The organism is Pelomonas aquatica (assembly GCF_026712205.1).
Classification (GTDB): Bacteria; Pseudomonadota; Gammaproteobacteria; order Burkholderiales; family Burkholderiaceae_C; genus Pelomonas; species Pelomonas aquatica.
Genome location: NZ_JAPPUW010000005.1, coordinates 242,776 through 269,008 on the forward strand (window position 1 = coordinate 242,776; position 26,233 = coordinate 269,008).

Genomic DNA, 26,233 nt, shown 5'->3' on the forward strand with positions numbered 1-26,233 from the left:
AAAGGCCCCGTGAAGGGGCCTTTGTCTTCATCGCGCGACTGCCGCGGAACCGGCTTTGCCGGGCCGCTGGCAGTGCCCCTTGAGGGGGCCGGCGTCAGCCGGTAGGGGGTGGGCTACGCAGTCAGCGCCTTTTTCATCTTCTTCATCGCGGCCACCTCGATCTGGCGGATGCGCTCGGCCGACACGCCGTACTCGGCCGCCAGCTCGTGCAGCGTCATGCCGCCCGAGGCGTCGTCGTTCACCTTCAGCCAGCGCTCTTCGACGATGCGGCGGCTGCGCGGGTCCAGCACCTCCAGCGCGCGCTGGATGCCGTCGCCGGCCAGCGTGTCGCGTGAGCGGGCCTCGATGACGCGGGTCGGCTCGTGGCTTTCGTCGGCCAGGTAGGCGATGGGGGCGAAGCTCTCGCCGTCGTCGTCGGTCTGCGGCTCCAGGGCCACGTCGCCGCCCGACATGCGGGTCTCCATCTCCAGCACTTCCTCGCGCTTCACGTTCAGCGTGCTGGCGACGTGGGCGACCTCGGCCTCGGTCAGCGTGTTGCGGTGCGTCGCCGCGTCGTCCTGGCCGGCCTTGAGCTGGTGCTTCATCGAGCGCAGGTTGAAGAACAGCTTGCGCTGGGCCTTGGTCGTCGCGACCTTGACCATGCGCCAGTTCTTCAGGATGTACTCGTGGATCTCGGCCTTGATCCAGTGCATCGCGTAGCTGACCAGGCGCACGCCCTGGTCCGGGTCGAAGCGCTTGACGGCCTTCATCAGGCCGACATTGCCTTCCTGGATCAGGTCGCCCTGGGGCAGGCCATAGCCGACATACTGGCGCGAGATGGACACGACCAGGCGCAGATGCGACAGCACCATGCGGCCGGCGGCTTCCAGGTCGCCGTGCTCGCGCAGGCGGCGCGCGGCCGAGCTTTCCTCCTCCGCGGTCAGCAGCGGCAGGCGGTTGACGGCGGAGATGTAGGCGTCCAGATTGCCCAGCGAGGGCACGAGGGCCCAGGGGTCGCGGATGGCAATGGCGGAAGAGGCAGACATCGTGTCGAATCCTTCGAAACCGCCGCGTGGATTGCAGCGGTGACGAGATATTAGCACTCTGCTTTATAGAGTGCTAAACCTCTTCGACCCAGGGCAGGAATACAGTGTTTCAGCGGATGCAATAGTTGGCGACTGCTAACTTCAGGCCGCCGCGTCGGCGGATTCGTCAGTCGACGAGGCCGAAATCCGGGCTTTTGATCATGGCCTCGATGTCGAGCAGGATCAGCATGCGGTCGCCGATCTTGCCCAGGCCGGTGATGAAGCGGGCGTCCAAGGCCGCCGGCACCTCGGGGCGGGGCTTGATCTCCTCGGCGCTCAGTTCCAGCACGTCGGACACCGAGTCCACGACGATACCCACCACGCGGCCGGCCACGTTCAGCACGACGACAACGGTGAAGGCGTTGTACTCGCCGGCCTGGCCGAGGCGCAGGCGCAGGTCCAGGATGGGCACGATGACGCCGCGCAGATTGACGACGCCCTTGACGAAGGCCGGCGCGTTGGCGACGCGGGTGGGCGCCTCATAGGAGCGGATTTCCTGCACGCGCAGGATGTCCAGGCCGTATTCCTCCTCGCCGATGCGGAAGGTCAGGAACTGGCGGGCATCGGTGCGGGCCAGGGCCTGCACGGCCTGGGCGCCGGGGCTGGGAACGAGGTCGGTGGAGCTCATCGGGCGCTGCGCGTGGGGAAGGGAGCGCTCATTCTGCCCGCTCCGCAGGGGCGGACAGCGCCAACAATTCGTCGACCAGGGCCAGCAGTTCGTGCACGTCCAGCGGCTTGGTCAGGTAGTGCCGGGCGCCCGCCGTGCGGGCCAGCGCGATCTGTTCCGGCTGGGCATTGGCCGAGACGACGATGACGGGCGGCGGCGTGCGGCCCAGCTCGCGCAGCCGGCCGAGCACGGTCAGGCCGTCGCCGTCGGGCAGCTGCCAGTCGAGCAGCAGCAGCGCCGGCGGCCGCTGCCGCAGCGCGCGCAGGCCGGCCTCGGCCGTCGTCGCGACCTCCAGCTCCAGCCCCGGGCGCTGATCGAGGATGCCGCGCATGACCTCGGCGTTCAGCGGGTTGTCCTCGATGTAGAGCAGGCGCCGGTGCGGGCCGCTGCGGGGCGCGGCGGGTTCGTCCGGCTGGCCCTGGCCGGCGGCCGGCATGGCGCTGCCCGCGGCCGGCAGCCTCAGCACGAAGCAGGCACCCTGGGCCTGGCCCGCCGCCGGCGGGTCGGCGCGCAGGCTGCCGCCCATCATCTCGGCCAGGCGCAGGCTGATGACCAGGCCGATGCCGGTGCCCGGCAGGCCGCTGCGCTCGCGGCCCAGGCGGTTGAAGGGCTGGAAGAGGGCGGCGCGCTGCACCTCGCTGAGGCCCAGGCCGGTGTCGCGCACGGCGATCTCGACCCAGCCGGGCTCGGGCGCGCCGGCCTCGATGCCGATGCTGCCGCCGGGGCGGTTGTACTTGACGGCGTTGCTGAGCAGATTGGTCAGGATCTGCGTGACCCGCGTGGCGTCGCCCAGCAGGCGCACGGCGCCCGGGTCGATGCGCTGGCTGATGGCCAGGCCGCGCTCGGTCGCGCTGTGCTGCACCAGGGCCAGCGCGCGGGCAAGCAGCGGCGGCAGCTCCAGCACGGCCGGCTCCAGGCGCAGCGAGCCGGCCTCGATGCGCGACAGGTCCAGCGTGTCGTTGATCATCTCCAGCAGATGCCAGCCGGCCTGCGCGATCTGCTGGGCCCGGCCGCGCTGGGCCGGCGCGAGCGGCTCGGCCGCGTCCATCTGCATCAGCTGCGTGAAGCCGAGGATGGCGTTCATCGGCGTGCGCAGCTCATGGCTCATGCGCGACAGGAACTCGTTCTTGGCCTGGTTGGCGGCCTCGGCGGCCTCGCGGGCGCGGTCCAGCTCCTCGATGCGCAGCTGGTCGGTGATGTCCTCGACGACGCCGACCAGCCGGTGCGGCCGGCCGTCGGCGCCGCGCAGCAGGCTGACGAGCACGCGGGCGTGGGTGATGCCGCCGTCGAGCCGGACGTAGCGCTTGTTGCGGCGGTAGAAGGGGATCTCGCCACGCAGCATCCGGCTGGCCAGGCGGATGTCCTCGCGGCGGTCGTCCTCGTGGGTCACGTCGATGGAGCGTCGCCCGAGCAGCGTCTCGGCCGGGTAGCCGACGAGCTTGCAGAAATGGGTGTTGACCTCCTGGAAGCTGCCGTGCAGGTCGGTGAAGGCGATGCCGATGGGCGCCGTCTCGAAGATGCTGCGAAAGCGCTGCTCGCTCTGGCGCAGCGCCTGCTCGCCCAGCGTGCGGTTGCCGATCTCGCGTTCCAGCGCCGCGGTGCGCTCGCGGACCAGGGCTTCGACATGCTGGGTGCGCCCCGACATCAGCAGCAGCAGCGCGCCGACCATGGCCGTGGCCATCAGGCCCACCAGCGCGAAGGCCCAGCTGCGGCCGGGCGCCTGCACGAAGCCCGGCAGGTCGTAGATGCGCACCTCCCAGTGCCGGCCGCCGAACTCCAGCGGCAATCTGACGAGGGGCAGGACGGCGTCCTCGCTGCGCTGCACGGCCTCGCAACCCGGCGGCCCGCCCAGGCGCCGGTAGGCGGCGCCGGGTTCCAGGTCGATCAGGCAGGCGCCCAGGTGCTCGGGCCAGCTCACGGCCAGGCGCGACAGCAGCAGGTCGGGTCGCAGCGTCGCGAAGACGACGCCGCTCAGTGCCTGCTCGCCCGGCACGGCATTGCCCCGGTAGAGCGGCTGGTAGAGGACGACGCCGACCGCGCCCTCCTTGTCCTGCGACAGCTGGAAGCCCGCCGACGCGGCCGGCCGGCCCCGGGCCGCAGCCTGCGCGATGGCCGCGCGCGCGCCGGGGATGGTGCGCACGTTCACGCCCAGCGCGCCGAGGTTGCGCGACAGCGGCTCGACGAGGCGGATGGCCATCATGTCCTCGTCGGGCGGGACGCTCAGGTCACCGGCGCGGCCGCGGTCGCGCGCCTGGAAGCCGCCGGGGAAGCCGTCGGCGGCGGCCGCGGCGTTGAAGCGCTCGACGTCGGCGCGCGCGACGCGCAGCGTCAGCCCCAGCGCCAGCAGCGGGCTGTCCTCGGTCAGGAAGCCGCGCGTCGCGCGGGCGAACTCCTCGCGCGTGGGCAGGGCTTTTAGCTTGACGAGGCCGTGCACGGCCTCCAGCGTCAGCAGCGGCTCGCGCAGCCGGTCGGCCAGGTCCTGGGCCGCGCTGCCCGCATCGCGCGTGAAGTCGGCGCGGTTGCGCTGGCGGTCCCATTCCATCGTCACGGCCACGCCCAGGGCGACGAGCAGCGTCGTCAGCAGCATCGGCAGGCCGACGCTGAAGCGGCGCGGGCTCCAGGCCGAGCGCGGCCGGCCGATCAGCGCCAGCGTGATCGGCGTCGCGATCAGCACGCCCATCAGGTCGCCGGTCCACCACACCGTCCAGACCAGGCCCATCTGCGCCTTCGCGACGACGTCCGTGGCCATCAGCGCCAGCGTCGCGCAGCTCGGGCTGACGAGGCCGGCCAGGGCTGCGGCGCCCAGGTAGCTGCCGACCTCGCGCGCCGTGCCCAGCAGCAGGGGCCGGCCGCACCAGCGCCGCATCAGCAGCGTGCCGGCCGCCGCCTGGGCCGCCGCCCCGCAGCCGATGCTCAGGGCCAGCGGCAGCACGGCTGGGCCCAGGTCGGCCATCGTCGTCGCCTGCACGATGAAGGAACCCAGGGCCACGGCCGGCAGATGGCGCAGGCCCAGCACCAGCAGCACGGCCAGGCCCCAGCCCGCGGCCGGGTAGATGGGCGCCACCTGGTAGGGCGGCAGCACCATCAGCAGGCCCAGCCGGCCCAGCAGGTAGTAGACGACGGTGATGCCGGCCGACAGCGCCAGGTAGCGACCGACGTCGCGGGCCGACACCGCGGCTGCCGTCTTCATTCCGCCTGGGCCTCCCGCAGCGTCTGCACGACGGGGCGCCGCAGCACGCCGCGCAGGCTCCACCAGCCGGCGCTCCAGGCCAGCAGTGCACCGCAGGCCGCGCCGGCGAAGGGCACCCAGGGCTTGAGCTGCCAGTCGAACTCGAACACGAAGCGTGCGAGCAGCGCGGCCAGCAGCAGCGCGACGGCGCCGGCCAGGAAGCCGGCCAGCGCGCCCACGCCCAGCAACTCGGCGCGCTGTACCCGCGCCAGCAGCGCGGCCGGTGCGCCCAGAGCCCGCATCAGCGCGAACTCGCGCGTGCGCGCCTCGCGCGTGCTGCCCACGGCCGCCAGCAGCACGACGAGGCCGGTCGCCAGCGTGAAGCCGAACAGGAACTGCACGGCCTGGATGACCTGGTCCAGCACGCCCTGCACCTGGTTGAGCTGGGCCGAGACGTCGATGACGGTCAGATTGGGGAAGCGCCGCGCCAGGTCGCGGTCCAGCCTGGCGCCCGCCGGCAGCCGAAAGGCGGCGATCTGCGTGGACGGCAGATCGGGCAGCGCGGCGGTCTCGAACAGCACGAAGAAGTTGACCCGCATCGACGACCAGTCGACCTTGCGCAGGCTGGTGATGCGGCCCTGCACGGGCTGGCCGGCGATGTCGAAGGCCAGCGTATCGCCCAGCCTCAGGCCCAGCGTCGTGGCCAGGCCGGCCTCCACGCTCAAGCCCAGCTCGCCCGCCGCGGCGCTGCCCCAGCGCCCGGCCACGATGTCGTTGTGGGCCGGCACCTCGGCCGCGTGGCTGAGGTTGAACTCGCGCTCAGCCAGGCGCTGCGCGCGCTCGTCGGCGAAGCGCCCGGCCTGCACGGCCGCGCCGTCGATGGCCGTCAGCCGGCCGCGGATCATCGGGTACCAGTCGAACCTGGCGACGCCCGCGTCGGCCAGCGCCTTGCGGAAGGCCTCGCCCTGGTCGGGCTGGATGTTGATGACGAAGCGGTCCGGCGCTGCGGCCGGCGTGGCGCGGCGCCAGCTGGCTATGAGGTCGGTGCGCAGCAGCACCAGCAGGGCCAGCGCCAGCAGGCCCACGGCCAGCGAGGCCACCTGCATGACGGCGAAGCCCGGCCGCGCGGCGACCTGGCGCGTGGCCAGCAGCAGCCAGCGCGGCAGGCCCGTGCCGCTGACGTTGACCGGCACCAGCCGGCGCAGCAGCCAGACCGCCGCCCAGGCCAGCGCCGCGAACAGCAGCACCGCGCCCGCGAAGCCGGCCGCGGCGATGGCGCCCAGCTTCATGTCGCCGGCCAGCACGACGAGGATGGCGCCCAGGCCCGCGACGCCCGCGCCCAGCACCAGCAGCGAGCCGGCCTTGGGCGCGCCCAGGTCGCGGCGGATCACGCGCAGCGGCGGCACGGCGGCCAGCTGCAGCACCGGCGGCAGGCCGAAGCCCAGCAGCAGCGACAGGCCCAGGCCCAGGCCCAGCAGGGCCGGCCAGGCGCTGGGCGGCGGCAGGCTCGCGTCGATGAGGCCGACCAGCAGCGACACGAAGACCTGGTGCAGGCCCAGCCCGCCCAGCACGCCGGCCGCGCTGGCGGCCAGGCCGGCGAGCAGGAACTCCAGCGCATAGGCCCAGGCGATGCGGCGCTGCGGCTGGCCCAGCACGCGCAGCATCGCGCAGGCATCCAGGTGGCGGGCCGCGAAATCACGCGCGGCCAGGCCCACGGCCACGGCCGCGAGCAGGGCCGACAGCATCGCCACCAGGCGCAGGAAGCGCGCGGCGCGGTCCAGCGTCTGGCGCATCTCGGGGCGGCCGGATTCCAGCGACTCCAGCCGCACGCCGCGCAGGCCGCCCTTCTCGACCTGCTGCCCGGCCGCGTCGACGAAGCGCCGCACCGCATCGGGCGCCGCGCCGGCCCCGGGCACCAGGGCCAGGCGGTAGGTGATGCGGCTGGCCGGCTGCACGAGGTGGGTGGCCGCCAGGTCGGCCTCGGCCAGCATCACGCGCGGCGCGAAGTTCATGAAGCCGGCGCCGCGGTCGGGCTCGGTCTCGATGAGGGCGGCCAGCGTGAAGCGGGCGTCGCCGAGCAGCAGCGCATCGCCGAGCTTCAGGCCCAGGCCGTCGGCCACGGCCGGGTCGGCCCAGACCTCACCGCGCGCCGGCGCGCCGCCGCGGCCGGGCAGGGCCTGGTGCAGCGTGATCTGGCCGCGCAAGGGGTAGCCGCTGCCGACCGCCTTGACCGCGACGAGCCGGCTCTCGCCGCCCTGGGCGTCGTCGGCGCGCGCCATGCTCGCGAAGCTGGCGCTGCGCGCGCCGGTCAGCTTCAGCTCGGCGGCCAGGCCGACGAGGGTCGGCGGCGTGGGCTGGTCGCTGGCGACGACGGCATCGCCGCCGAGCAGTTGGGCCGCGTCGCGCCGCAGGCCCTGGTCGAGCCGGTCGGACAGGAAGGCCACCGCGCACAGCGCCGCGACGGCCAGCGCCACGGCCAGCATCAGCAGGCGCAGCTCGCCGGCCCGCCAGTCCCGCAACAGCTGGCGCCACGCAATCGACAGCGTGGCGGGTGGACGCGAAACGGCTGCGGACTCCATGCGCGCGACTGTAGCCGCGGCCGTCAGGCGCTAAGGAGCGTTTGTCGCCGCAAGTGTGGCGCCTGCCGCATCGCGCCAGGCCGGCTCGGCCGTTTCGGCGCGCCGCACGGCGCGCTCGGCCGCCGCGCGGGCGCCGGCGCGATCGCCCGCGTCCAGGCGCAGCCGGGCGAGATTGATCCAGGCCACCGCGCTGTCGTGGCGCCCGGCCACGGCCTCGAAGGCCGCGCGCGCGCCGGCCGCATCGCCGGCGGCGTTCAGCGTGTTGCCCAGGCCGATGCCGGCCAGCAGATTGCCCGGCCAGCGCGCCAGCAGCGTGCGGTAGGCCAGGGCCGCGCGGGCCGGCGGCGCGGCGCGCTCGAAGCCGACGGCGGCTTCCTGGGCATCGTCCTCGGTCGCCGTGGCCGGCAGGCGCTCCGGCGGCAGCACCGTGATGGCCCAGCGGCCGCCGCGCGCCCAGGTGTATTCGAAGGTGCGCAGCGGCAGCGTCTCGCGCGCGGTCGTGCCGCTGCGCAGGATCAGCTCGCGCGCGGCCAGGTCGTAGCCGACGACGACGGCGTAATGCCAGCGCGGCAGCCAGTCCAGGCCGAGGTTCTGCAGCACGACGACGGCGTGGCCCGCCGCGACCTCGCGCAGCAGGGCCTCCAGCTCGCGCGGCAGCCGCGTCGCGACGGCGCCCTGGCGGCGCGCGCCGCCCAGCATCTCCAGTTGCAGGCTGCCGGCCCGCGACGGCAGGAAGACGGCGTCGGCCAGTCGGTCGGGGTCGGCCGGCAGCTGCACGTCGGCCAGCGCGGTGGCGAGCGCGGCCGGGCCGCAGTGGTCGCGCGTCTGCGCGAAGAAGGGCACGTCCGCCCGCTCGGCCCGCGGCGGCAAGCCAGACGGCGGCGCGGCCAGCAGCGCCGCCGTCTGCGGCGGCGTGGCGAGCGTCGCGCAACCGCCCAGCAGCAGCGCCGCGCAGGCGATGAGCAGGCGGGCGGTGGTCAACGCATCGAGCGCGTGAACGGGAAGACCTTGGTCAGGCCCAGGATGTCGGTCACCAGCAGGATGATGAAGATGGTGAACAGCACGCCGACGACATCGCCGCCGGCCGGTGCCGCGTCGATCTGCTGCAGCATCTGCTGGGCTTCGGCGTCGGTCAGCGCATCGACGCGGGCGCGCATCTCGTCGGTCGACACGCCTCGCGACTGCAGCATGGCGGCCAGGTCGGCGCGGTCCAGCGCGGCCTGCAGCCGCGCATGGGCGGCGCTGCGCGCGGCAGGCTGCAGCGCGGCGGCGGCCTGCTCGGTGCTGATCAGCGCCGTCGGCGCGGCCTGGGCCATGCCGCTGAAGACGAGGGATGCGGTGACGAGGGAAATGAGGGTGCGCCGGACTTGGGTCATGTCGGTCTCCTGCTGGGGGCGGTTGCGATGGCCGGCATGCTAGGGCGGGCCGGCGCTGCGAGCCCGCCGTTGCCGCGATGTCGCGGCCTTGTCCTACAGCTTCTGTGGCGCCGGCGAGCCGGGTCATAATCCGCCTCCAGCGCGGGCGTCGTTCAATGGTAGGACCTGAGCTTCCCAAGCTCATGACGTGGGTTCGATTCCCATCGCCCGCTCCAGACTTCAAACGGCCCCTGACCTCGTCTCGGGCCGTTTCCTTTTTCAGCCCTCCACCCAGCTCACCCGCCCGCGGCCCGCCGCCTTGGCGAGGTAGAGCGCCTTGTCCGCCGCCTCCACCAGGCCCTGGCCCTGCGCGGCGGCCGACACGCCCAGGCTGACGGTGACGATGCCGGCTATGCCCGGGTGGGGCAGGGCCAGGGCGCGCAGGCCGTCCTCCATCTGCTGGGCCACGCCGATGGCGCCGGCCAGGTCGGTGTCGGGCAGCAGGCAGATGAATTCCTCGCCGCCGTAGCGCGCCAGCAGGTCGGTGGGGCGGCGCAGGCAGGCGCGCAGCGCGGCGGCCACGCGGCGCAGGCAGTCGTCGCCGGCGAGGTGGCCGAGGGCGTCGTTGTAGCGCTTGAAGTGGTCGACGTCGGCGAGCACGACGGCCAGCGGCGAGCGCGTGCGCTGGGCGCGCCGCGTCTCGGACAGGAAGCGCTCGTCGAAGTGGCGGCGGTTGTGCACGCCGGTCAGGCCGTCGACGAAGGCCAGCTCGCGCAGCAGGTCGGACTGGTGCTTGAGCGTCAGCTGCGTGCGCACGCGGGCGCGCACGACGGCGGGGTTGAAGGGCTTGGTGATGAAGTCGGCGGCGCCGGCGTCCAGGCCGCGGGTCTCGTCGTCGGGGTGGTGCTGCGCGGTGACGAAGATGACGGCGATGCCGCGCAGCAGCGGGTCGGCCTTGAGCTCGGCACAGAGTTCGTGGCCGTCCATGCCGGGCATCTGTACGTCCAGCAGCACGAGGTCGGGCTGGCGCTCGCGGCAGAGCTGCAGCGCTCGCGCGCCGTCGGTGGCCATCAGCACCTGGCAGTCGCCCGCGAAGACGCGGTGCAGGGCCTGGATGTTGGCGGGCTGGTCGTCAACCAGCAGCAGGCGCGGCCGGCGGCCCGGCGGGGCCTGGCGGCTCAGGGGCATGGAAATCATGGCAGGGGCTCCAGCAGGGCGCGCAGTTCGCGGCACAGCGCCAGCGCGGCGCCGAAGTCGAGCGCGGCCATCGCGGTATCGAGGGCGGTGGCCCGGGGTTGGGGCAGTTGGTCGCGCAGCGCGGCGTGACGGTCCAGGGCTTCGAGGTCGGCGCCGTCCAGCAGCTCGATGAGCTGGTCCAGCCTTGCCGCGAGGCTGCCCGCGGGCGCCTCGGGCGGCGGGGCTGCGGGCAGGCTCTCGTGGGCGGCGAGGTCGGCGGCCAGGCGGTCGAGCGCGGCCAGGTCGGCGCGGCGGCGCTCCAGGAAGCGGTGCCGCCAGTCGTCGTCGGGCTGGCCGGCGTGCTCGCCCTCGGCGGCCAGTGCGGCGCTGCCGCCGGCGCCGAGCATCGCGGCGAGGCCGCGGAAGCCGTGCAGGCCCTGCGCCGCGGCGCTGCCGCCTTCGACGAGGACGGTGCCGAGCCTGCGGTCCTGCTCGTGCAGCGCGGCCAGCGTGCGTTCGAACAGCTCGACGCGGCCCGACATGCGCGCCAGCGCCTCGGCCAGCGCGATGCCGGCGCGGCCGGCGTCGGCCAGCAGGGCCGGCGGCAGCGCGGGCCGGGCCGGCGCTGCGGCCAGGCCCTGGGGTTCGCCGCAGCGGCGCCTGAGCACGGCGACCAGGCCGTCGGGGTCGAAGGGCTTGCCGAGGTGCTCGTCCATGCCGGCGTCCAGGCAGGCCTGGCGCTCGGTCGACAGCGTGCCGGCGGTCATCGCGACGATGGGCAGCGCCAGGCCGAGCTGGCGGCGGATCAGCCGCGTCGCGGTCATGCCGTCCATCACCGGCATCTGCACGTCCATCAGCACGGCGTCGAAGCCGCGCCGGCCGCGGGTCTGGGCCAGCAGGGTCAGGGCCTGCTGGCCGTCGCCGGCCAGCGTGACGGCGGCGCCTTCGAGTTCGAGCAGCTCACGCGTGACCTGCTGGTTGCCGGGGTTGTCCTCGACGAGCAGCAGTTGCAGGCCCGCGAGGCGCTGCGGCGCGGGTTCGGGGGCGTCGTCGCCGCGGCCGCGCGCCTGGGCGGCGGCGGCCACGGCCTGGGCCAGCATCGTCGCGGTGACGGGCTTGACGAGGAAGCCATCCAGCAGGGCCTGCTCGCTGGCGCTGCGCCGGGCCAGCTGCTCGCGGTCGTGGCCGGTGACCATCAGCAGCAGCGGCCCGGCGCCGAGGCGCTGGCGCAGCCGCACGGCGGTCTGCCAGCCGTCCATGCCGGGCATGACCCAGTCGAGCAGCACGACCTCGGGCGGCTGGCCTTCGGCGAGTTCCAGCGCCTGCGCGCCGCCGGCGGCGAGGCTGACCTGCCAACCCAGCGACCCGGCCAGGGCGCCGATGACGCGGCGGGCCTCGGCGTGGTCGTCGATGACGAGGGCGCGCAGGGCCTGGCGCGGCACCGGCTCGGCCTGGACCTCGGGCAGCGCGAAGCTCAGCGTGAAGCCGAAGCGGCTGCCGCGGCCGGGCGCGCTGTCGACATGGATGTCGCCGCCCATCAGCCGCACCAGGCGGCGACTGATGGCCAGGCCCAGGCCGGTACCGCCGAAGCGCCGCGCGGTCGAGGCCTCGGCCTGGGCGAAGCCGGAGAAGATGCGCTGCTGCTGCTCGGGCGCGATGCCGATGCCGGTGTCGCGCACCGAGAAGTCCAGCGTCACGCTGGAGGCGCTCTGCGCGGCGCGCCGGATGCCGAGCACGACTTCGCCGGCCTCGGTGAACTTGATCGCGTTGCCGGCGAGGTTGACGAGCACCTGCTGCAGGCGCAGCGCGTCGGCGATGACGACGGGCGGCAGCTGCGGGTCGAGGTCGAAGAGCAGTTCGAGCTCGCGCTTGTCGAGGTTGGCGGCGAGGATGACGGAGAGGTCGCGCAGCAGTTCGTCCAGCCGCGTCGGGTGGGGGTCCAGGCCGAGGCGGCCGGCCTCGATCTTGGAGAAGTCGAGGACGTCGTTGAGCAGGCCGAGCAGCCCGCGCGCGGCGCCCTCGGCCTTGACGGCGTAGTCGCGCTGGCGGGCGTCCAGCGGCGTCTTCTGCAGCAGGCGCAGCATGCCGAGCACGGCGTTCATCGGCGTGCGGATCTCGTGGCTCATATGGGCCAGGAAGTGCGTCTTGGCCTGCGAAGCGCGCTCGGCGGCCAGCCGGGCCTGGGCCTGGGGCGCGAGGTCCAGGCAGGTCAGCACCAGGCCGCCCGGCACCGATGCCGATGCCGGCAACGGTGCGGTGCGGATCTCGATGGGGAGCTCGCCGACGCGGCAGGTTTCCAGGCGCTCGGCGCGCGGGTCGCGGCCCAGGGCCAGCACGGCCTCGGCGGCGCTGCGGCCGGCGTCGCCCGGGCCGAAGTCGCCGCGCATGGCCAGGAAGCCGACGAGGTCGTCGAAGCGCAGCGGCGGCTCTTCGAACAGCGAGGCCGGCAGCTTGAGCAGCCGCTCGAACTCGGCGTTGTGGACGACGAGGCGGCGCTCGGCATCGAAGACGGCCAGCCCGCAGGGCAGGTGGGCCATGACCTCGCGCATCAGCGGGCTGGCCGAGATGCTCGTGCCGGACGGCCCGGGTGGGTGCCCGGCATCCGCGCTGCCTTGCATGTCCCAAGCCGCCATCGCTCCCCCGACCCGCTGGCGCCCGGCCTGCGGTACCGGGCGGCTTCGAGTCTAGGGCGGCCCCATCGGGCGGCTGCGGCCGGGTCGCTGCAAGCAGTTACAGGTTTGCCCTAGTCACGGCGGGTCACGCACGATGCGGCCGGGCGCGGCCTGCTGCGGCGCATCGGGGTTGGCGCTCAACAGGTCGACGAGGGCGTCGATGTCCGTGCCCAGCAGGGCGCGGTCTCGGCCGTGCTTGAAGCCGGCCTGGGCGTCGCCGCCCTCGGCCAGGAAGTTGTTGACGACGACGCGGTAGTCGCGCGTGCGGTTCAGCGGCTGGCCGTCGACCAGGATCTCGCCGAGTTCGGCATGGCCGTCGGCGCCGATGCGCCAGTGGTAGCGCAGCGTCGACGAGGCCTGCAGCAGGCGCGGCTCGGCACCGCCCTGGGGCAGCTGGCGCTGCAGGATGTCCCAGAGCTGCTGGCCGGTCAGCGTCAGCGCGACGATGTCGTTGCCAAAGGGCTGGATGGCGATCAGGTCGCTCATCGTCGTCGGCTTGCCGGCCTCCACCGTCAGGTCGGCGCGGATGCCGCCCGGGTTCATGAAGGCGATGTCGGCCGGGCCCTGCTTGCGCGCGAACGCGAGCTGGCTGTCGGCGATCAGGTTGCCCAGCGATGAGTCGCCATGGGGCGGCTTGGCATGGCGCGTGGCGCCGCGCTGCAGCGTGGCGACGGGCTTGTTGCGTTGCGCGGCGGTCAGTGCGGCGGCCTGGGCCACCAGGGCCGCCAGCGCCGGGTTGGGCGCGTAGACCGACTGCAGCACCGGATGGTTGACGGCCTGGGCGTCCAGCACCCGGCCAGCGGCGTCGAGCCTGAGGCGGCTCTCGGTGATCCAGCCGCCGTAGCTGCCGGCCTGCACGACCAGGCGGCCGGCGATCTTGCAGGTGTAGGCCTGGTGGGTGTGGCCGCCGATGATGATGGCGTAGGCCGGGTCCAGGCGGCGGGCGATGTCCAGCACGCGGCCGCCCAGCGTCGGGCAGGCATGGCTCGGGTCGTTGGCCGCGCCGCCGGGGCCCTGCACGCCGCCTTCGTGCATGACCGTGACGAGCACCTGGGCGCCCTCGGCCTTGAGCCGGGGCACCAGCGCGTTCAGCGTGTCGGCCTCGTCCGCGAAGCGGATGCCCTGGATGGCCTTCGCGACGATGACCTGCGGCGTGTCCCGCGTGGCCACGCCGGCGATGGCGACCTTGAAGCCGGCGGCCTGCTTGATGACGTGGGTGGGCAGCAGGGGCTGGCCGGTGGCGGCGTCCAGCACATTGGCGCCGAGATAGGGGAAGCCGGGGCCCTTGAAGCCGGGCCACAGGCACTCGGTCGGGCCGCATTCGCCGCGCGCCTTGCGCAGCAGCTCCGGCAGGCCGGCGTCGAGCTCGTGGTTGCCCAGGGCGCTGGCGCTGATGTCGAGCCGCGACAGGGCCGCCAGCGTCGGCTCGTCGCGCAGCAGGCCGGAGATCAGCGGCGACGCGCCGATCAGGTCGCCGCCGGCGACGACCAGGGAGTCGGGATGCCTGGCGCGCAGCTCGGCCAGCGCGGAGGCCAGATAGGCGATGCCGCCCGCCGGCTGGGCCTTGACCTCGCCCGTGGCCGGATCGGCGACGCGCGGCATGGCCGGCGTCGGCTGGGCGGGCTGGATGTTGCCGTGGAAGTCGTTGATGGAGAACAGCGTCAGCTCGGCCGTGGCGGCGGGCGGCGGCGTCGCGCAGCTGGCGAGCAGGGCGGCGAAGGCGATGCCGGCGCCGAAACGGAAGGGGGACGGAAAGGCCATGGCGGAGTGGACTCGGGCGGGGCGCCGATCTTAGAAGTGGCGATATTGCGCGAGTTTGTCGTGAATCCGCGACAGCCACGAAGCGGCATCGCATGGTCCGCAGCGATGGCGCAGCCCGCACGCATTTGGCGCGCCCGGAGCCGCTTTACGAGGAGATGACAAGGCGATCCAGGGCCGAAAACCGGGGCTGTCGGCGGGTACGCGACGCACCATCGGGGTGCCTCTTCCCGTTGGTCAAGGGCAAAAAATCTGCTTCTGACTTACCCGTAAAGTTTTGTCACGGAAAGTCATGACAATTCCGTCACGGTTGCGGCCGTTTATTTTTTGGACGCCGAGCAGTACGACAGCCAACACGTCACGTGACGTTTTTTGACGATTTCGACATCAGCCGCGCGGCAGCGCGCGAACAACAGGAGTGATTGGGATGACTGAACAGCAATTGGCCCGCTTTGCCCGCACGGCGCTGAGTGTCGCCGTGGCAGCCCTGGCCGCGCCGGCCGTGCATGCGCAGACCGCGCCGGCCGCCGACACCGACAAGGATCAGGCTGCGCCGCGCGCCCAGGACGACAAGGTGCGTCTGGGCACGATCACCGTCGTCGGCTCCGGCGGCAAGCTGGGTTCGGGCCTGATGATCAATGACGATTCGGTCAAGGGCCGCAGCACGGTCACCAAGGCTTCCATCGAGAAGGACCGTGCCACCGGCAACTCCTACCAGGCCATCGCGTTGCTGCCGGGCGTCAATACCTACAGCTATGACGGTACCGGCCTGTTCGGCGGCGGCCTGTCCGTGCGCGGCTTCAACTCGGACCAGCTTGGCTTCACCGTGAACGGCGTTCCGGTCAACGACTCGGGCAACTTCGCGGTCTATCCGCAGGAATTCATCGACACGGAAAACGTCTGCACGACCTCCGTGGCCCAGGGGTCTACCGAACTCGAAACCCCCAGCGGTGGCGCCTCCGGTGGCAGCATCAGCATCATCACCTGTGATCCCAATGACACGCGCCGCCTGCGCGTCTCGCAGACCCTGGGCGGCCTGAACATGACGCGCACCTATCTGCGCGCGGATTCGGGCCGTTTCGCCAACAACATGGCCAAGGTGTTCCTGAGCTATTCGCACACCACAGCCGACAAATGGAAGGGCGAGGGCAAGGCGAAGAAGGACCACATCGACTTCGGCTTCGCGCTGGACCTGTCCGAAGAGAACCGTCTGCTGGGCTCGGTGCTCTACAACCGTGCCATCAACAACAACATCTATTCGCTGACCCTGCCGCAGCTGAACGCGAACGGCTATGGCTCCGATTTCGCAACCACCTTCAAGCCGCGTCTGGCGCCGGTCAACGGCACCGCGCAGACGGAAACGGCGATGAGCCCGATCTTCTACAAAACCTCGCTGAACCCGTTCGAGAACGTGATCGCATCGGTTTCGGGCTCCTTCAAAGTCGCCCAGGACACTTATCTGAAGGTGCAGCCCTACTTCTGGTACGGTTTCGGCAACGGCGGCTGGTCGGAGGCCCTGCTGGACGAGACGGGCACCAAGCCCATCAGCGGCGGGACTGCGGGCAACAGCCTGGTGGGTGGTGCAGTCGACATCAACGGCGACGGCGACAAGTTGGACACGGTGCGGGTGGCGCGCGCCAGCGTGACCAGGACCCAGCGTCCTGGCGTGACGGCCGAGTTGAGCACGACGCTGGGCAGCCACTACCTGAAGTTCGGCATCTGGTACGAGCGTGCCCAGCACCGCCAGACCCAGCCGGCCGTGCAGCTGAATGACGACGGCACGCCGGCAGACATGTGGCTGCAGTCGGGCTGCGTCAAGCGCGCCAACGGCAGCTGCTACGAAGGCCGTGACTGGAAGACCGTCAGCACGTCGTATCAGGCCTACTTCAACGACCAGATCGGCTTTGCCGATGATCGCGGCTTGCTGTCCCTGGGCGTGCGCGCACCGCACGTCAGCCGCGATGTGACCAACTACGCCAGCGAAGGCCTCACGCGGTCCTACACGTCGCCCACCGCGACGACCTACACCAGCGTCAGCCAGGACTACCAGATCAAGCGCTCGTTCAGTGAACTGCTGCCGCAGGTCGGCGTGCGCTTCAACCTGGACCGGCGCCAACAGGTCTTCACGAACGTGGCGAAGAACTTCCGCGCGCCGCCGAACTTCGCGTTCACGGGCAGCAACCTGCGCTTCGTCAACGGCGTCATCACGCCCTGGACGGAAATCAAGGCCGAGACCGCGGTCATGACCGACCTGGGCTATCGCTTCCAGTCGCCGGCCGTGTCGTTCAGCGTCACTGCGTTCAACTCGGACTTCAAGGATCGCCAGGCCAATGCCTTCGATCCCAACACTCTGGTCAACGTCTACATGAACGCCGGCAAGGTGAACGTGCGTGGCCTGGAGTTCGAAGCTGCCAGCGGCGTGTTCGGTGGCTTCTCGGCCTACGGTTCGCTGACGTTGCAGAAGAGCAAGGTCAAGGACGACCTGCAGGTCACCTCGACGGTCACGTTGCCGACGTCCGGCAAGCAGTTCACCCTCACGCCGCGCTACCTGGCTGGCCTGGCATTGCAGTACGAACAAGGCCCGTTCTACGTCCGTGTCAAGGGCAAGTATTCGGGCTCCCAGTACGCCACGCTGATGAACGACGAGGCCGCGCCGGCCTACACGACGGCCGACGTGGACGCGGGTTACAGGGTGGGCAACCTGGGTCTGTTGAAGAATGCGTTGCTGCGCTTCAACGTCAGCAACCTCGGCAACACCAAGTACCGCAACCCGTCGTCGGGCACGGTGCTGGCCGCAACCCCCTACACCAATGCCGCGGGTGTGACCTATTCGCCGGGCACGTCCATCCCCTCCTACTACCTCGGTGCCCCGCGCCTGAGCACGCTGACCTTCAGCGCAGATTTCGAGTAAGCCATCGGGGGCATGACCCTCGGGCCTGCACAAAGGCCCGAGGGGCGGTGTCGCAACCGCGAGCGCAGCCAGAAGCTGCCTCGCGGTTTTTTCGTTTCCGCGGCCTGCTACCGGTGGATGTCACCCAGGCAGAGGTATTTGACCTCGACATAGTCCTCGATGCCCTGGCGCCCGCCCTCGCGGCCCAGGCCGGATTGCTTGACGCCGCCGAAGGGCACCTCGGCCGTCGAGATCAGGCCGGTGTTGATGCCGACCATGCCGTATTCCAGCGCCTCGCCGACGCGGAAGATGCGGCCGATGTCGCGGCTGTAGAAATAGCTGGCCAGGCCGAACTCGGTCGCGTTGGCGAGGCGGATGGCGTCCTCTTCCGTCTGGAACCTGAACACCGGCGCCACCGGGCCGAAGGTCTCCTCGCGCGAGCACAGCATCTGCGGCGTCGCGTCGGCCAGCAGCGTGGGCTCGAAGAAGTGGCCGCCGCCGCCCTCGATGCGCTTGCCGCCGGTCAGCAGCTTGGCGCCCAGCGCGATCGCGTCGGCCACATGGGTCTCGACCTTCTGCAGGGCCTGGTCGTCGATCAGCGGGCCGACGTTGATGCCGGCCTCGAAGCCGTTGCCCGTCTTCAGCGTCTTGACCCTGGCCGCGAACTTCTCCAGGAAGGCGTCGTAGACGCCCGCCTGCACATAGATGCGGTTGGCGCAGACGCAGGTCTGGCCGGCGTTGCGGTATTTGCTGGCGACCGCGCCGTCCACGGCGGAGTCCAGGTCGGCATCGTCGAAGACGATGAAGGGCGCATTGCCGCCCAGCTCCAGGCTGAGCTTCTTGACCGTCGGCGCGCACTGGCGCATCAGGATGCGGCCGACCTCGGTGGAGCCGGTGAAGGACAGGTGCCTGACGACGTCGCTGTCGCACAGCAACTGGCCGATCTCGATGGACTGCTGTGCGTCCGCCGTCAGCACGTTCAGCACGCCGGACGGCATGCCGGCGCGCTGCGCCAGCTCGGCCGCGGCCAGCGCGGTCAGCGGCGTGGCCTCGGCCGGCTTGATGATGACGGTGCAGCCCGCGGCCAGCGCCGGCGCGACCTTGCGCGTGATCATGGCCAGCGGGAAGTTCCACGGCGTGATGGCCGCGCAGACGCCCATGGCCTGCTTGACGACGAGGTAGCGCTTGGTCGGGTCGGTCGTCGGGATGGTCTCGCCATAGACCCGCTTGCCCTCCTCGGCGAACCAGTCGAGGAAGCTCGCGCCGTAGATCACCTCGCCGCGCGCCTCGGCCAGCGGCTTGCCCTGCTCGGCCGTCATCAGACGGGCCAGGTCGTCGGCATGCTTGACGAGCAGCTGCTGCCAGCGCAGCAGCACGGCGGCGCGCTCCTTGGCGGGCTTGGAACGCCAGGCGTTCAGCGCGTTGGCGGCGGCGGCGATGGCCGCCTCGGTCTCGGCGCGGCCGAGGTTGGGCACCTGGGCCAGTTCGCGGCCGGTGGCGGGGTCGGTCACGGCGAAGCTGCCGGGGCCGGCGACCCACTCGCCGTTGATCAGGGCCTGGGTGCGCAGCAGGCCGGCGTCGTCCAGCGCCGCCAGGGGGGAATTCGCGTCCATTCGGGGATCTCCAGAAGGTATGGCCGGCACTCTACCCCCCGGCGGGCAAGGCCCGCTCTCTACAATCGCGCCTCTTTGTCACTGACCATTTCGTCAATTTCTCAGGAAGCCCCCGGAATGAAAGCCGCCGAGATCCGCCAGACCTTTCTGAAGTTCTTCGAGTCGAAAGGGCACCAGATCGTCGCCTCCAGCCCCGTCGTGCCGGGCGACGACCCGACGCTGCTGTTCACCAACGCGGGCATGAACCAGTTCAAGGACGTGTTCCTGGGCTTCGACAAGCGCCCCTACACGCGTGCGACGACCAGCCAGAAGTGCATCCGCGCCGGCGGCAAGCACAACGACCTGGACAACGTCGGCTATACGGCGCGCCACCACACCTTCTTCGAGATGCTGGGCAACTTCAGCTTCGGCGACTATTTCAAGAAGGACGCCATCAGCTATGCCTGGGAGCTGCTGACGGTCAACTTCGGCCTGCCCAAGGAAAAGCTCTGGGTCACCGTCTACCAGGAAGACGACGAGGCCTACGAGATCTGGAACAAGGTGGTGGGCGTGCCCGCCGAGCGCATCGTGCGCATCGACGACAACAAGGGTGCGCGCTACATGTCCGACAACTTCTGGATGATGGGCGACACCGGCCCCTGCGGCCCCTGCACCGAGATCTTCTACGACCACGGCCCCGACGTGGCCGGCGGCCCCCCGGGCTCGGCCGAGCAGGACGGCGACCGCTACATCGAGATCTGGAACAACGTCTTCATGCAGTTCAACCGCACCGAAGACGGCGTCATGCACAAGCTGCCCAAGCCCAGCGTGGACACCGGCATGGGCCTGGAACGCCTGGCCGCGGTGCTGCAGCATGTGCACTCCAACTACGAGATCGACACCTTCGTGAACCTGCTCGCCGCGGCCAAGAAGGCCGTGGACGAGGCGGCCGGCGGCGGTGACTGCGACAAGGACAGCCCGAGCCTGAAGGTCATCGCCGACCACATCCGCGCCTGCTCCTTCACGGTGGTGGACGGCGTCATCCCCGGCAATGCCGGCCGCGGCTATGTGCTGCGCCGCATCGCCCGCCGCGCCATCCGCCATGGCTACAAGCTGGGCGCCCGCACCCCCTTCTTCCACAAGCTGGTGGCGGCCCTGTCCGCCGAGATGGGCGACGCCTACCCCGAGCTGCGCCAGTCCGAGAAGCGCGTGACCGATGTACTGAAGCAGGAGGAAGAGCGCTTCTTCCAGACCATCGCCACGGGCATGGAAATCCTCGAAGCCGCGCTGGCTAATGTTGGAAAGGATGGCGGCAACGTCGACGGCGACACCGCCTTCAAGCTGCACGACACCTACGGCTTCCCGGTCGACCTGACCGCCGACGTCTGCCGCGAGCGCGGCGTGACGGTGGACGAGGCCCGCTTCAACGAGCTGCTGGAAGAGCAGAAGGCCCGCGCCCGCGCCGCCGGCAAGTTCAAGATGGCCCAGGGCCTGGCCTACAGCGGCGCGCCGACGGCCTTCCACGGCTACGAGCACCTCGTCTGCGAAACCAGCAAGGTCACCGCGATCTATGTCGACGGCGCCCAGGTCGACGCGGCCCAGGCCGGCGACGACGCCGTCATCGTGCTCGACCACACCCCCTTCTATGCCGAGAGCGGCGGCCAGGTCGGCGATGCCGGTGAGCTGCGCAACGGCACGACGCGCGTCGTCGTCGCGGACACGCTGAAGATCCAGGCCGACGTGTTCGGCCACCACGGCCAGGTCGTCGAAGGCCGGGTCTTGGTCGGCGATGTCTTCGTCGCCCGTGTCGATGCCGAGCGCCGCGCCAGGACCGTGCGCAACCACAGCGCCACCCACCTGATGCACAAGGCCCTGCGCGAGGTGCTGGGCGCCCATGTGCAGCAGAAGGGCTCGCTGGTTACGCCTGAGCGCACCCGCTTCGACTTCGCGCACAACGCGCCGATGACGGCCGAGGAAATCCGCGAAGTCGAGAGCCTCGTCAACGCCGAGATCCTGGCCAATGCCGGCGCCTCGGCCCAGGTCATGGCGCTGGACGATGCGCAGAAGTCGGGCGCGATGATGCTGTTCGGCGAGAAGTACGGCGAGACCGTGCGCGTGCTGAGCATCGGCTCGTCCAAGGAACTCTGCGGCGGCACGCATGTGAAGGCGACCGGCGACATCGGCCTGTTCAAGATCGTCGCCGAGAGTGGTGTCGCGGCCGGCATCCGCCGCGTCGAGGCCGTCACGGGCGACAACGCGCTGGCCTATCTGCAGTCGCTGGAGACGGCGATGCAGGGCGCCGCGATGACGCTGAAGACCTCGCCGCACGAGCTGGGCGCGCGCCTGCACGCGGTGCTCGACCAGGTCCGCCAGCTGGAGAAGGAACTGGCCGCCGCCAAGAGCAAGCTGGCCTCGGCCCAGGGCGACGAGCTGCTGGCCCAGGCCGTGGACGTGAAGGGCATCAAGGTGCTGGCCGCCAGGCTCGAAGGCGCCGACGCCAAGACGCTGCGCGAGACCATGGACAAGCTCAAGGACAAGCTGAAGACGGCGGCCATCGTGCTGGCGGCCGTGGACGGCGACAAGGTGCAGCTCGCCGCCGGCGTGACGGCCGACAGCGTGGGCCGGGTCAAGGCCGGCGAGCTGGTCAACTTCGTCGCCACGCAGGTCGGCGGCAAGGGCGGCGGCAAGCCCGACATGGCCATGGCGGGCGGCACGCAGCCGGCCGGCGTCGCCGCGGCGCTGAACAGCGTCGTGGGCTGGGTGGCCGAGCGCGTCTGACCGCTGGGTTAGGAAGAAGAAGCGGGCGGCCCATGGGCCGCCCGTTTTGCTTTCCGGGCCTCGTGAAGGCCGCTCAGAAGGTTTCCCAGTCGCCGTCGTCGGCGGGCGCGGGTGCCGGCGGCGCAGGGCGGGGCGCGGCCGGGGCGCTGGCGCGCGGTGCCGGCGCGGCGACCGCGGGCGGCTTGGTCTTCGCCTTGACTGGCGCTGCTGCGGGCTTGCGGCCAGCGGTCGGAGTTGCGGGCCTGGCCGCGGCGGCAACGGCAGGCTTGGGCGGCGCGGCCTTGGCGACGACCGGCGCCGGCGCGGCGGGCCGCGGTGCCGCCACGCGGTGAGGCTCGCTGCCCGCGACACGGAACACGGCCACCGCCTCGACCAAGCGCTGCGCCTGCTCCTTGAGGCTTTCGGCGGCGGCGGCGGACTGCTCGACGAGGGCCGCGTTCTGCTGCGTCATCTGGTCCAGCTGCACGACCGAGGTGTTGACCGACGCGATGCCCTCGCTCTGCTCGGTGGCGGCCGAGCTGATCTCGCCGATGATGTCCTGCACGCGCTGCACGCTGGAGACGATCTCGCCCATGGTCGTGCCGGCCGTCTGCACGAGGCGGGCGCCGTTCTCGACGCGCTCCACGCTGTTGCCGATCAGGGCCTTGATCTCCTTGGCCGCCTCGGCGCTGCGGCCCGCGAGGGAGCGCACCTCGCCGGCCACGACCGCGAAGCCGCGGCCCTGCTCGCCGGCGCGTGCCGCCTCCACCGCCGCATTCAGCGCGAGGATGTTGGTCTGGAAGGCGATGCCGTCGATGGTGCCGATGATGTCGGCGATCTTCTTGCTGGCCGCGTTGATCTCGTCCATCGTCGTGACGACCTGACCGACGACCTCGCCGCCCCGCGTGGCCGCCGACACGGCGGACTGCACGAGCTGGTTGGCCGTGCGGGCCGAGTCGGCCGTCTGGCGCACGGTGCCGGTCAGCTCGCTCATCGACGAGGCCGCGTTCTGCAGATTGCTGGCGGTCTGCTCGGTGCGCTGGCTCAGGTCGAGATTGCCGGTGGCGATCTCGGTGCTGGCGGTGCCGATGCTGTCGACGGAATTGCGCACCGTGCCGATGGTGGCGGCCAGGCGCTGGCGCATGCTCTCGGTGTCCTGGATCAGCGAGCCGATCTCGTCGTTGCGGCTGCTGCCGACCGACTGGCTGAGGTCGCCGTCGGCGATGGCGCCCACGGCCTTTTGCAGCGAGGCCAGTGGCCGGGCGACCCAGCGCCGCATCATCCACATCAGGCCGAAGCCCAGGCCCACGGCCGTCAACGCCAGGGCGCCCCAGAAGAACCACAGCGTCGTGCGGCCGGCGGCCTGAGCTTCGCCGCGCGAGACCTGGGCGACGACCCAGTAGCCGGTCTTCTCGCTCTTGCGGGCGACGGCGAAGTTGTCGCTCCTGCCGTTGCCGAGCACGTCGGGCACGTCGTCCAGCACGGCCTCGCTGCCGGCCTGCCCGGCCAGCACCTTCTCGAAGCCGGGCGCGACGTTGGCGAGCAGCTTGCCCTTGGCCGTCGGGTGAGCCGCGAGCAGGGCCTTGGACGCGTCCTTGGACATCGCGACGATGTAGGTGCCGCCATGCTCGAAGAACTTGGCGCTGCCGGCCATGCGGTCCATGGCCTGCTCGAAGGCATCGAGGTCGAAGCCGACGAAGAGGATGCCGACGACCTTGCCGGCGTCGCTCTTGATCGGCTCGTAGTGCGTCATGTAGGCGCGGCCGAACAGCAGCGCGCGGCCCGTGTAGGGCTTGCCGGCCACGGCCGCGACATAGGCCGGGTGGGCCTTGCCCAGCATCGTGCCCATCACCCGCTCGCCCTTCTCGTTCTTCAGCGACGTGGTGATGCATTCGAAGTCGTCGCCCTTGGCGACGAAGACGGTGGCCACCCCGCCGTTGACGGCCGCGAACTTGTCGACCTGGGTGAAATTGCCGTTGAGCTTGGGGCCCCAGTCGCGCAGGTCGCCGGTGGCCTCGTCGAGCGTGAAGCTCGGGCCGAAGTCCTGCCGGAAGGAGCCGAAGCTGCGCTCGATCTGCTTGGCGGCGACCTCGTCCATGGCCTGCATCGCATCGACCAGGGAGGAGGCCTTGTCGCCCACCCAGGTCTGCACCTGTTCGTTGGCTGAGCGTTTGAGCAGCGTGCCGACGATGAGGCTGACCCCCAGCAGCACGGCCGCGACCGCGATGGCGCCGGTCATCGAGACCTGGCGGGCGATGGAGTGGACGGGTTGACTCATGCAGTTCTCCAGAAGCCTAGTCGGGCAGGGCTCCGCATGCCTCGCTGCGTGGCGAGGGTGCGTCAGGGGTTCAGGGCCACGCGCTCAGGCGGCGATGGCCGCATCCATCAGGCCCATCTCGGCGCTGCTCATCAGCCCCTCGATGTCCATCAGGATCAGCATGCGCTCGCCGACCGAGCCGATGCCGGTGATGAAGCTCGTGTCTACGGAGGCCGCGCTCAGTTCGGGCGCGGGCTTGATCGCGTCACGGTTCAGTTCCAGCACGTCGGACACCGAATCGACCACCGCGCCGACGACGCGGTTCTTCACGTTCAGCACGATGACGACCGTGAAGCCGTTGTACTCGGCGCTCGGGCAGCCCAGTTTCAGCCGCAGGTCGACGATGGGGACGATGACGCCGCGCAGGTTGACGACGCCCTTGATGAAGTCCGGCGCGTTGGCGATGCGCGTGGGCGCCTCGTAGGAGCGAATCTCCTGCACCTTCAGGATGTCGATGCCGTACTCCTCGGAACCGAGGCGAAAGGTCAGGTACTCGCCGCTCTTGGGGCCGTGGGCCTTGGTGGTGGCGACGGCGCCTTGCTGGCGCAGGGCGGGGACGTTGCTGGCTTCCATGCAGACCTCTCCTTGCTGTGTGATGGGTTAGTGGCGGGAGCGGCGCACGAGGCTGCCGACGTCCAGGATCAGGGCCACGCGGCCGTCGCCCATGATGGTGGCGCCGGACACGTCGTTGACCTTGCGGTAGTTGGCCTCGAGGTTCTTCACGACGACCTGCTGCTGGCCGAGCAGCTCGTCGACGAGCAGCGCGACGCGGCCGCCCTCGGCCTCGACGACGACCATGATGGAGGACACATGCTCGAAGTCGAAGCGCGGCACGTCGAAGACCTTCTCGAGCTCGATGACGGGCATGTACTCGTCGCGCACCTCGACGACGCGGCCGGAGCCGGCGACGGTCTTGATGGTGTTGGACTGCACCTGGAAGGACTCGACGACCGAGGACAGCGGCAGGATGTAGCACTCGTCGCCAACGCCCACGCTCATGCCGTCCATGATGGCCAGCGTCAGCGGCAGGCGCACGGACACCTTCATGCCATAGCCCTCGGCGGAATCGATCTCGACCGTGCCGCCGAGCGAGGTGATGTTCTTCTTGACCACGTCCATGCCGACGCCGCGGCCGGACACGTCGGTGACCTGCTCGGCGGTGGAGAAGCCGGGCGCGAAGATCAGGTTCCAGCATTCGGCGTCGGTCATGCTGTCCGGCGCGTCGATGCCCTTCTCGCGGGCCTTCCTGATGAGCTTGTCGCGGTTCAGGCCGCGGCCGTCGTCGCGCACCTCGATGACGATGCTGCCGCCCTGGTGGGAGGCGATCAGCGTGATGGTGCCCTGCTCGGACTTGCCGCGGGCGACGCGGTCCTCGGGCATCTCGATGCCGTGGTCGCAGCTGTTGCGCACCAGGTGGGTCAGCGGGTCGGTGATCTTCTCGACCAGGCTCTTGTCCAGCTCGGTGGCCTCGCCCTGCGTGACCAGCTCGACCTTCTTGCCGAGCTTGGCGGCCAGGTCGCGCAGCATGCGCGGGAAGCGGTTGAACACGGTCGACATCGGAATCATCCGGATCGACATGACGGACTCTTGCAGGTCGCGCGTGTTGCGTTCCAGGTCGGCCAGGCCGCTGGTGAGCTGCTGGTAGAGCGCCGGGTCCAGCTCGCGGCTGTTCTGGGCCAGCATGGCCTGCGTGATGACGAGCTCGCCGACGAGGTTGATGAGCTGGTCGACCTTCTCGATGGACACGCGCAGCGTGGTCTGGTCCATGCCGCCGCCGGCGGGCTTGGCATCGGTCTTGGCGGGCGCGGCGGGACGGGCCGGCACGATGGCCGCCGCCGGCTTGGCCTCGGCCGCCGGCGCGTGCGCCGGGGCGGCGTCGACGGGCACGCCCGGCGCGTCGTCGAAGAAGCCGTAGCCGGGGTCGGCCGAGGGCGCCTCGGCCGGCGGTGCGCCGGGGGCGCCTTCATAGAAGCCGAAGCCCGGGCCGAGCGGTATGAGCTTGACCTGGTCGCGGGCGACGTGGAAGGTGAACAGGTCCAGCAGGTCGTTGTCGGCGCTGCTGGTCAGCACCTTGAAGCGGCGCATGCCGTCGGAGCTCTGGCCGGCGTCCAGCGGTTCGATGGTGCCGAGGTCGGTGATCTCCTTGAACAGCTCGATGAGGTTATCGGCCAGGCCGGGGTCGTTCAGCGGGCCGACCTGCAGCTCCAGCAGGCGCGCGCCGGGCCTGGCCTCGGCGG

15 protein-coding genes and 1 tRNA gene are annotated in these 26,233 nt (G+C 71.1%); 3 read left to right on the top strand and 13 right to left on the bottom strand.

Features of this window, described 5'->3' with window-relative positions; translation table 11 throughout:
- Nucleotides 1-113 precede the first annotated feature (113 nt).
- The 6 genes from rpoH to NYP07_RS07500 all read right to left on the bottom strand — a co-directional run bounded on the left by rpoH (nt 114) and on the right by NYP07_RS07500 (nt 8,855).
- A complete protein-coding gene (gene rpoH, locus NYP07_RS07475) occupies nt 114-1,025 on the bottom strand; it encodes an RNA polymerase sigma factor RpoH (RefSeq protein ID WP_268148975.1) in 912 nt (303 codons plus the stop codon).
- Nucleotides 1,026-1,191: 166 nt separating this feature from the next.
- Entirely contained in the window at nt 1,192-1,692 is a 501-nt protein-coding gene (locus tag NYP07_RS07480) for a chemotaxis protein CheW (protein ID WP_268148977.1), read from the bottom strand.
- 28 nt (nt 1,693-1,720) lie between these two features.
- The gene (locus NYP07_RS07485; protein WP_268148979.1) at nt 1,721-4,921 is read right to left on the bottom strand and encodes a PAS domain S-box protein; all 3,201 of its coding nucleotides are present in this window, start codon (nt 4,919-4,921) and stop codon (nt 1,721-1,723) included.
- On the bottom strand, nt 4,918-7,479 hold the full coding sequence (locus tag NYP07_RS07490; RefSeq protein WP_268148981.1) for an ABC transporter permease: 2,562 nt from the start codon (nt 7,477-7,479) through the stop codon (nt 4,918-4,920). Before NYP07_RS07490 ends, NYP07_RS07485 begins: the two co-directional genes overlap by 4 nt.
- A 30-nt stretch (nt 7,480-7,509) precedes the next feature.
- A complete protein-coding gene (locus NYP07_RS07495; protein WP_268148983.1) occupies nt 7,510-8,460 on the bottom strand; it encodes a PA2778 family cysteine peptidase in 951 nt (316 codons plus the stop codon).
- Nucleotides 8,457-8,855, bottom strand: a complete 399-nt coding sequence (locus NYP07_RS07500; protein ID WP_268148985.1) for a PA2779 family protein — start codon at nt 8,853-8,855, stop codon at nt 8,457-8,459. Before NYP07_RS07500 ends, NYP07_RS07495 begins: the two co-directional genes overlap by 4 nt.
- 141 nt (nt 8,856-8,996) lie before the next feature.
- Here NYP07_RS07500 and NYP07_RS07505 point away from each other — a divergent pair.
- Nucleotides 8,997-9,070, top strand: a tRNA-Gly gene (locus NYP07_RS07505).
- Between the two features lie 43 nt (nt 9,071-9,113).
- Here the strand turns inward: NYP07_RS07505 and NYP07_RS07510 are convergent.
- The 3 genes from NYP07_RS07510 to NYP07_RS07520 all read right to left on the bottom strand — a co-directional run bounded on the left by NYP07_RS07510 (nt 9,114) and on the right by NYP07_RS07520 (nt 14,443).
- The gene (locus tag NYP07_RS07510; RefSeq protein ID WP_268148987.1) at nt 9,114-10,031 is read right to left on the bottom strand and encodes a diguanylate cyclase; all 918 of its coding nucleotides are present in this window, start codon (nt 10,029-10,031) and stop codon (nt 9,114-9,116) included.
- Nucleotides 10,028-12,628, bottom strand: coding sequence for a response regulator (locus NYP07_RS07515; protein ID WP_268148989.1), 2,601 nt, complete (start codon nt 12,626-12,628; stop codon nt 10,028-10,030). The genes NYP07_RS07510 and NYP07_RS07515 overlap by 4 nt, the downstream gene beginning before the upstream one ends.
- Before the next feature lie 129 nt (nt 12,629-12,757).
- On the bottom strand, nt 12,758-14,443 hold the full coding sequence (locus tag NYP07_RS07520) for a bifunctional metallophosphatase/5'-nucleotidase (protein WP_268148991.1): 1,686 nt from the start codon (nt 14,441-14,443) through the stop codon (nt 12,758-12,760).
- Nucleotides 14,444-14,867: 424 nt separating this feature from the next.
- Here NYP07_RS07520 and NYP07_RS07525 point away from each other — a divergent pair, with 424 nt between their 5' ends.
- On the top strand, nt 14,868-17,351 hold the full coding sequence (locus tag NYP07_RS07525) for a TonB-dependent receptor (protein ID WP_268148993.1): 2,484 nt from the start codon (nt 14,868-14,870) through the stop codon (nt 17,349-17,351).
- 107 nt (nt 17,352-17,458) lie between these two features.
- Here NYP07_RS07525 and NYP07_RS07530 read toward each other — a convergent pair whose 3' ends face one another.
- Nucleotides 17,459-18,943: an NAD-dependent succinate-semialdehyde dehydrogenase gene (locus NYP07_RS07530; RefSeq protein ID WP_268148995.1), complete on the bottom strand. Its 1,485-nt coding sequence runs from the start codon at nt 18,941-18,943 to the stop codon at nt 17,459-17,461.
- 117 nt (nt 18,944-19,060) lie between these two features.
- Between NYP07_RS07530 and alaS the strand changes: the two genes are divergently transcribed.
- Nucleotides 19,061-21,700, top strand: coding sequence for an alanine--tRNA ligase (alaS, locus tag NYP07_RS07535; protein WP_268148997.1), 2,640 nt, complete (start codon nt 19,061-19,063; stop codon nt 21,698-21,700).
- Nucleotides 21,701-21,773: 73 nt separating this feature from the next.
- Here alaS and NYP07_RS07540 read toward each other — a convergent pair whose 3' ends face one another.
- The 3 genes from NYP07_RS07540 to NYP07_RS07550 form a co-directional block, all read right to left on the bottom strand.
- Entirely contained in the window at nt 21,774-23,957 is a 2,184-nt protein-coding gene (locus NYP07_RS07540; protein ID WP_268148999.1) for a methyl-accepting chemotaxis protein, read from the bottom strand.
- Between the two features lie 84 nt (nt 23,958-24,041).
- Nucleotides 24,042-24,569 carry a chemotaxis protein CheW gene (locus tag NYP07_RS07545; RefSeq protein WP_268149001.1) on the bottom strand — a complete coding sequence of 176 codons (528 nt, stop codon included), beginning with the start codon at nt 24,567-24,569 and terminating at the stop codon, nt 24,042-24,044.
- A gap of 27 nt (nt 24,570-24,596) precedes the next feature.
- Nucleotides 24,597-26,233, bottom strand: a 1,637-nt coding sequence (locus NYP07_RS07550) for a chemotaxis protein CheA (protein ID WP_268149003.1), incomplete at its 5' end; no start/stop codon positions are given.

What these genes read in the sequence shown, in the direction of transcription:
- rpoH (WP_268148975.1), bottom strand. Translation starts at nt 1,025, where the DNA reads ATGTCTGCCTCTTCCGCCATTGCCATCCGCGACCCCTGGGCCCTCGTG.
- NYP07_RS07480 (WP_268148977.1), bottom strand. Translation starts at nt 1,692, where the DNA reads ATGAGCTCCACCGACCTCGTTCCCAGCCCCGGCGCCCAGGCCGTGCAG.
- NYP07_RS07485 (WP_268148979.1), bottom strand. Translation starts at nt 4,921, where the DNA reads ATGAAGACGGCAGCCGCGGTGTCGGCCCGCGACGTCGGTCGCTACCTG.
- NYP07_RS07490 (WP_268148981.1), bottom strand. Translation starts at nt 7,479, where the DNA reads ATGGAGTCCGCAGCCGTTTCGCGTCCACCCGCCACGCTGTCGATTGCG.
- NYP07_RS07500 (WP_268148985.1), bottom strand. Translation starts at nt 8,855, where the DNA reads ATGACCCAAGTCCGGCGCACCCTCATTTCCCTCGTCACCGCATCCCTC.
- NYP07_RS07510 (WP_268148987.1), bottom strand. Translation starts at nt 10,031, where the DNA reads ATGATTTCCATGCCCCTGAGCCGCCAGGCCCCGCCGGGCCGCCGGCCG.
- NYP07_RS07515 (WP_268148989.1), bottom strand. Translation starts at nt 12,628, where the DNA reads ATGCAAGGCAGCGCGGATGCCGGGCACCCACCCGGGCCGTCCGGCACG.
- NYP07_RS07520 (WP_268148991.1), bottom strand. Translation starts at nt 14,443, where the DNA reads ATGGCCTTTCCGTCCCCCTTCCGTTTCGGCGCCGGCATCGCCTTCGCC.
- NYP07_RS07525 (WP_268148993.1), top strand. Translation starts at nt 14,868, where the DNA reads ATGACTGAACAGCAATTGGCCCGCTTTGCCCGCACGGCGCTGAGTGTC.
- NYP07_RS07530 (WP_268148995.1), bottom strand. Translation starts at nt 18,943, where the DNA reads ATGGACGCGAATTCCCCCCTGGCGGCGCTGGACGACGCCGGCCTGCTG.
- alaS (WP_268148997.1), top strand. Translation starts at nt 19,061, where the DNA reads ATGAAAGCCGCCGAGATCCGCCAGACCTTTCTGAAGTTCTTCGAGTCG.
- NYP07_RS07540 (WP_268148999.1), bottom strand. Translation starts at nt 23,957, where the DNA reads ATGAGTCAACCCGTCCACTCCATCGCCCGCCAGGTCTCGATGACCGGC.
- NYP07_RS07545 (WP_268149001.1), bottom strand. Translation starts at nt 24,569, where the DNA reads ATGGAAGCCAGCAACGTCCCCGCCCTGCGCCAGCAAGGCGCCGTCGCC.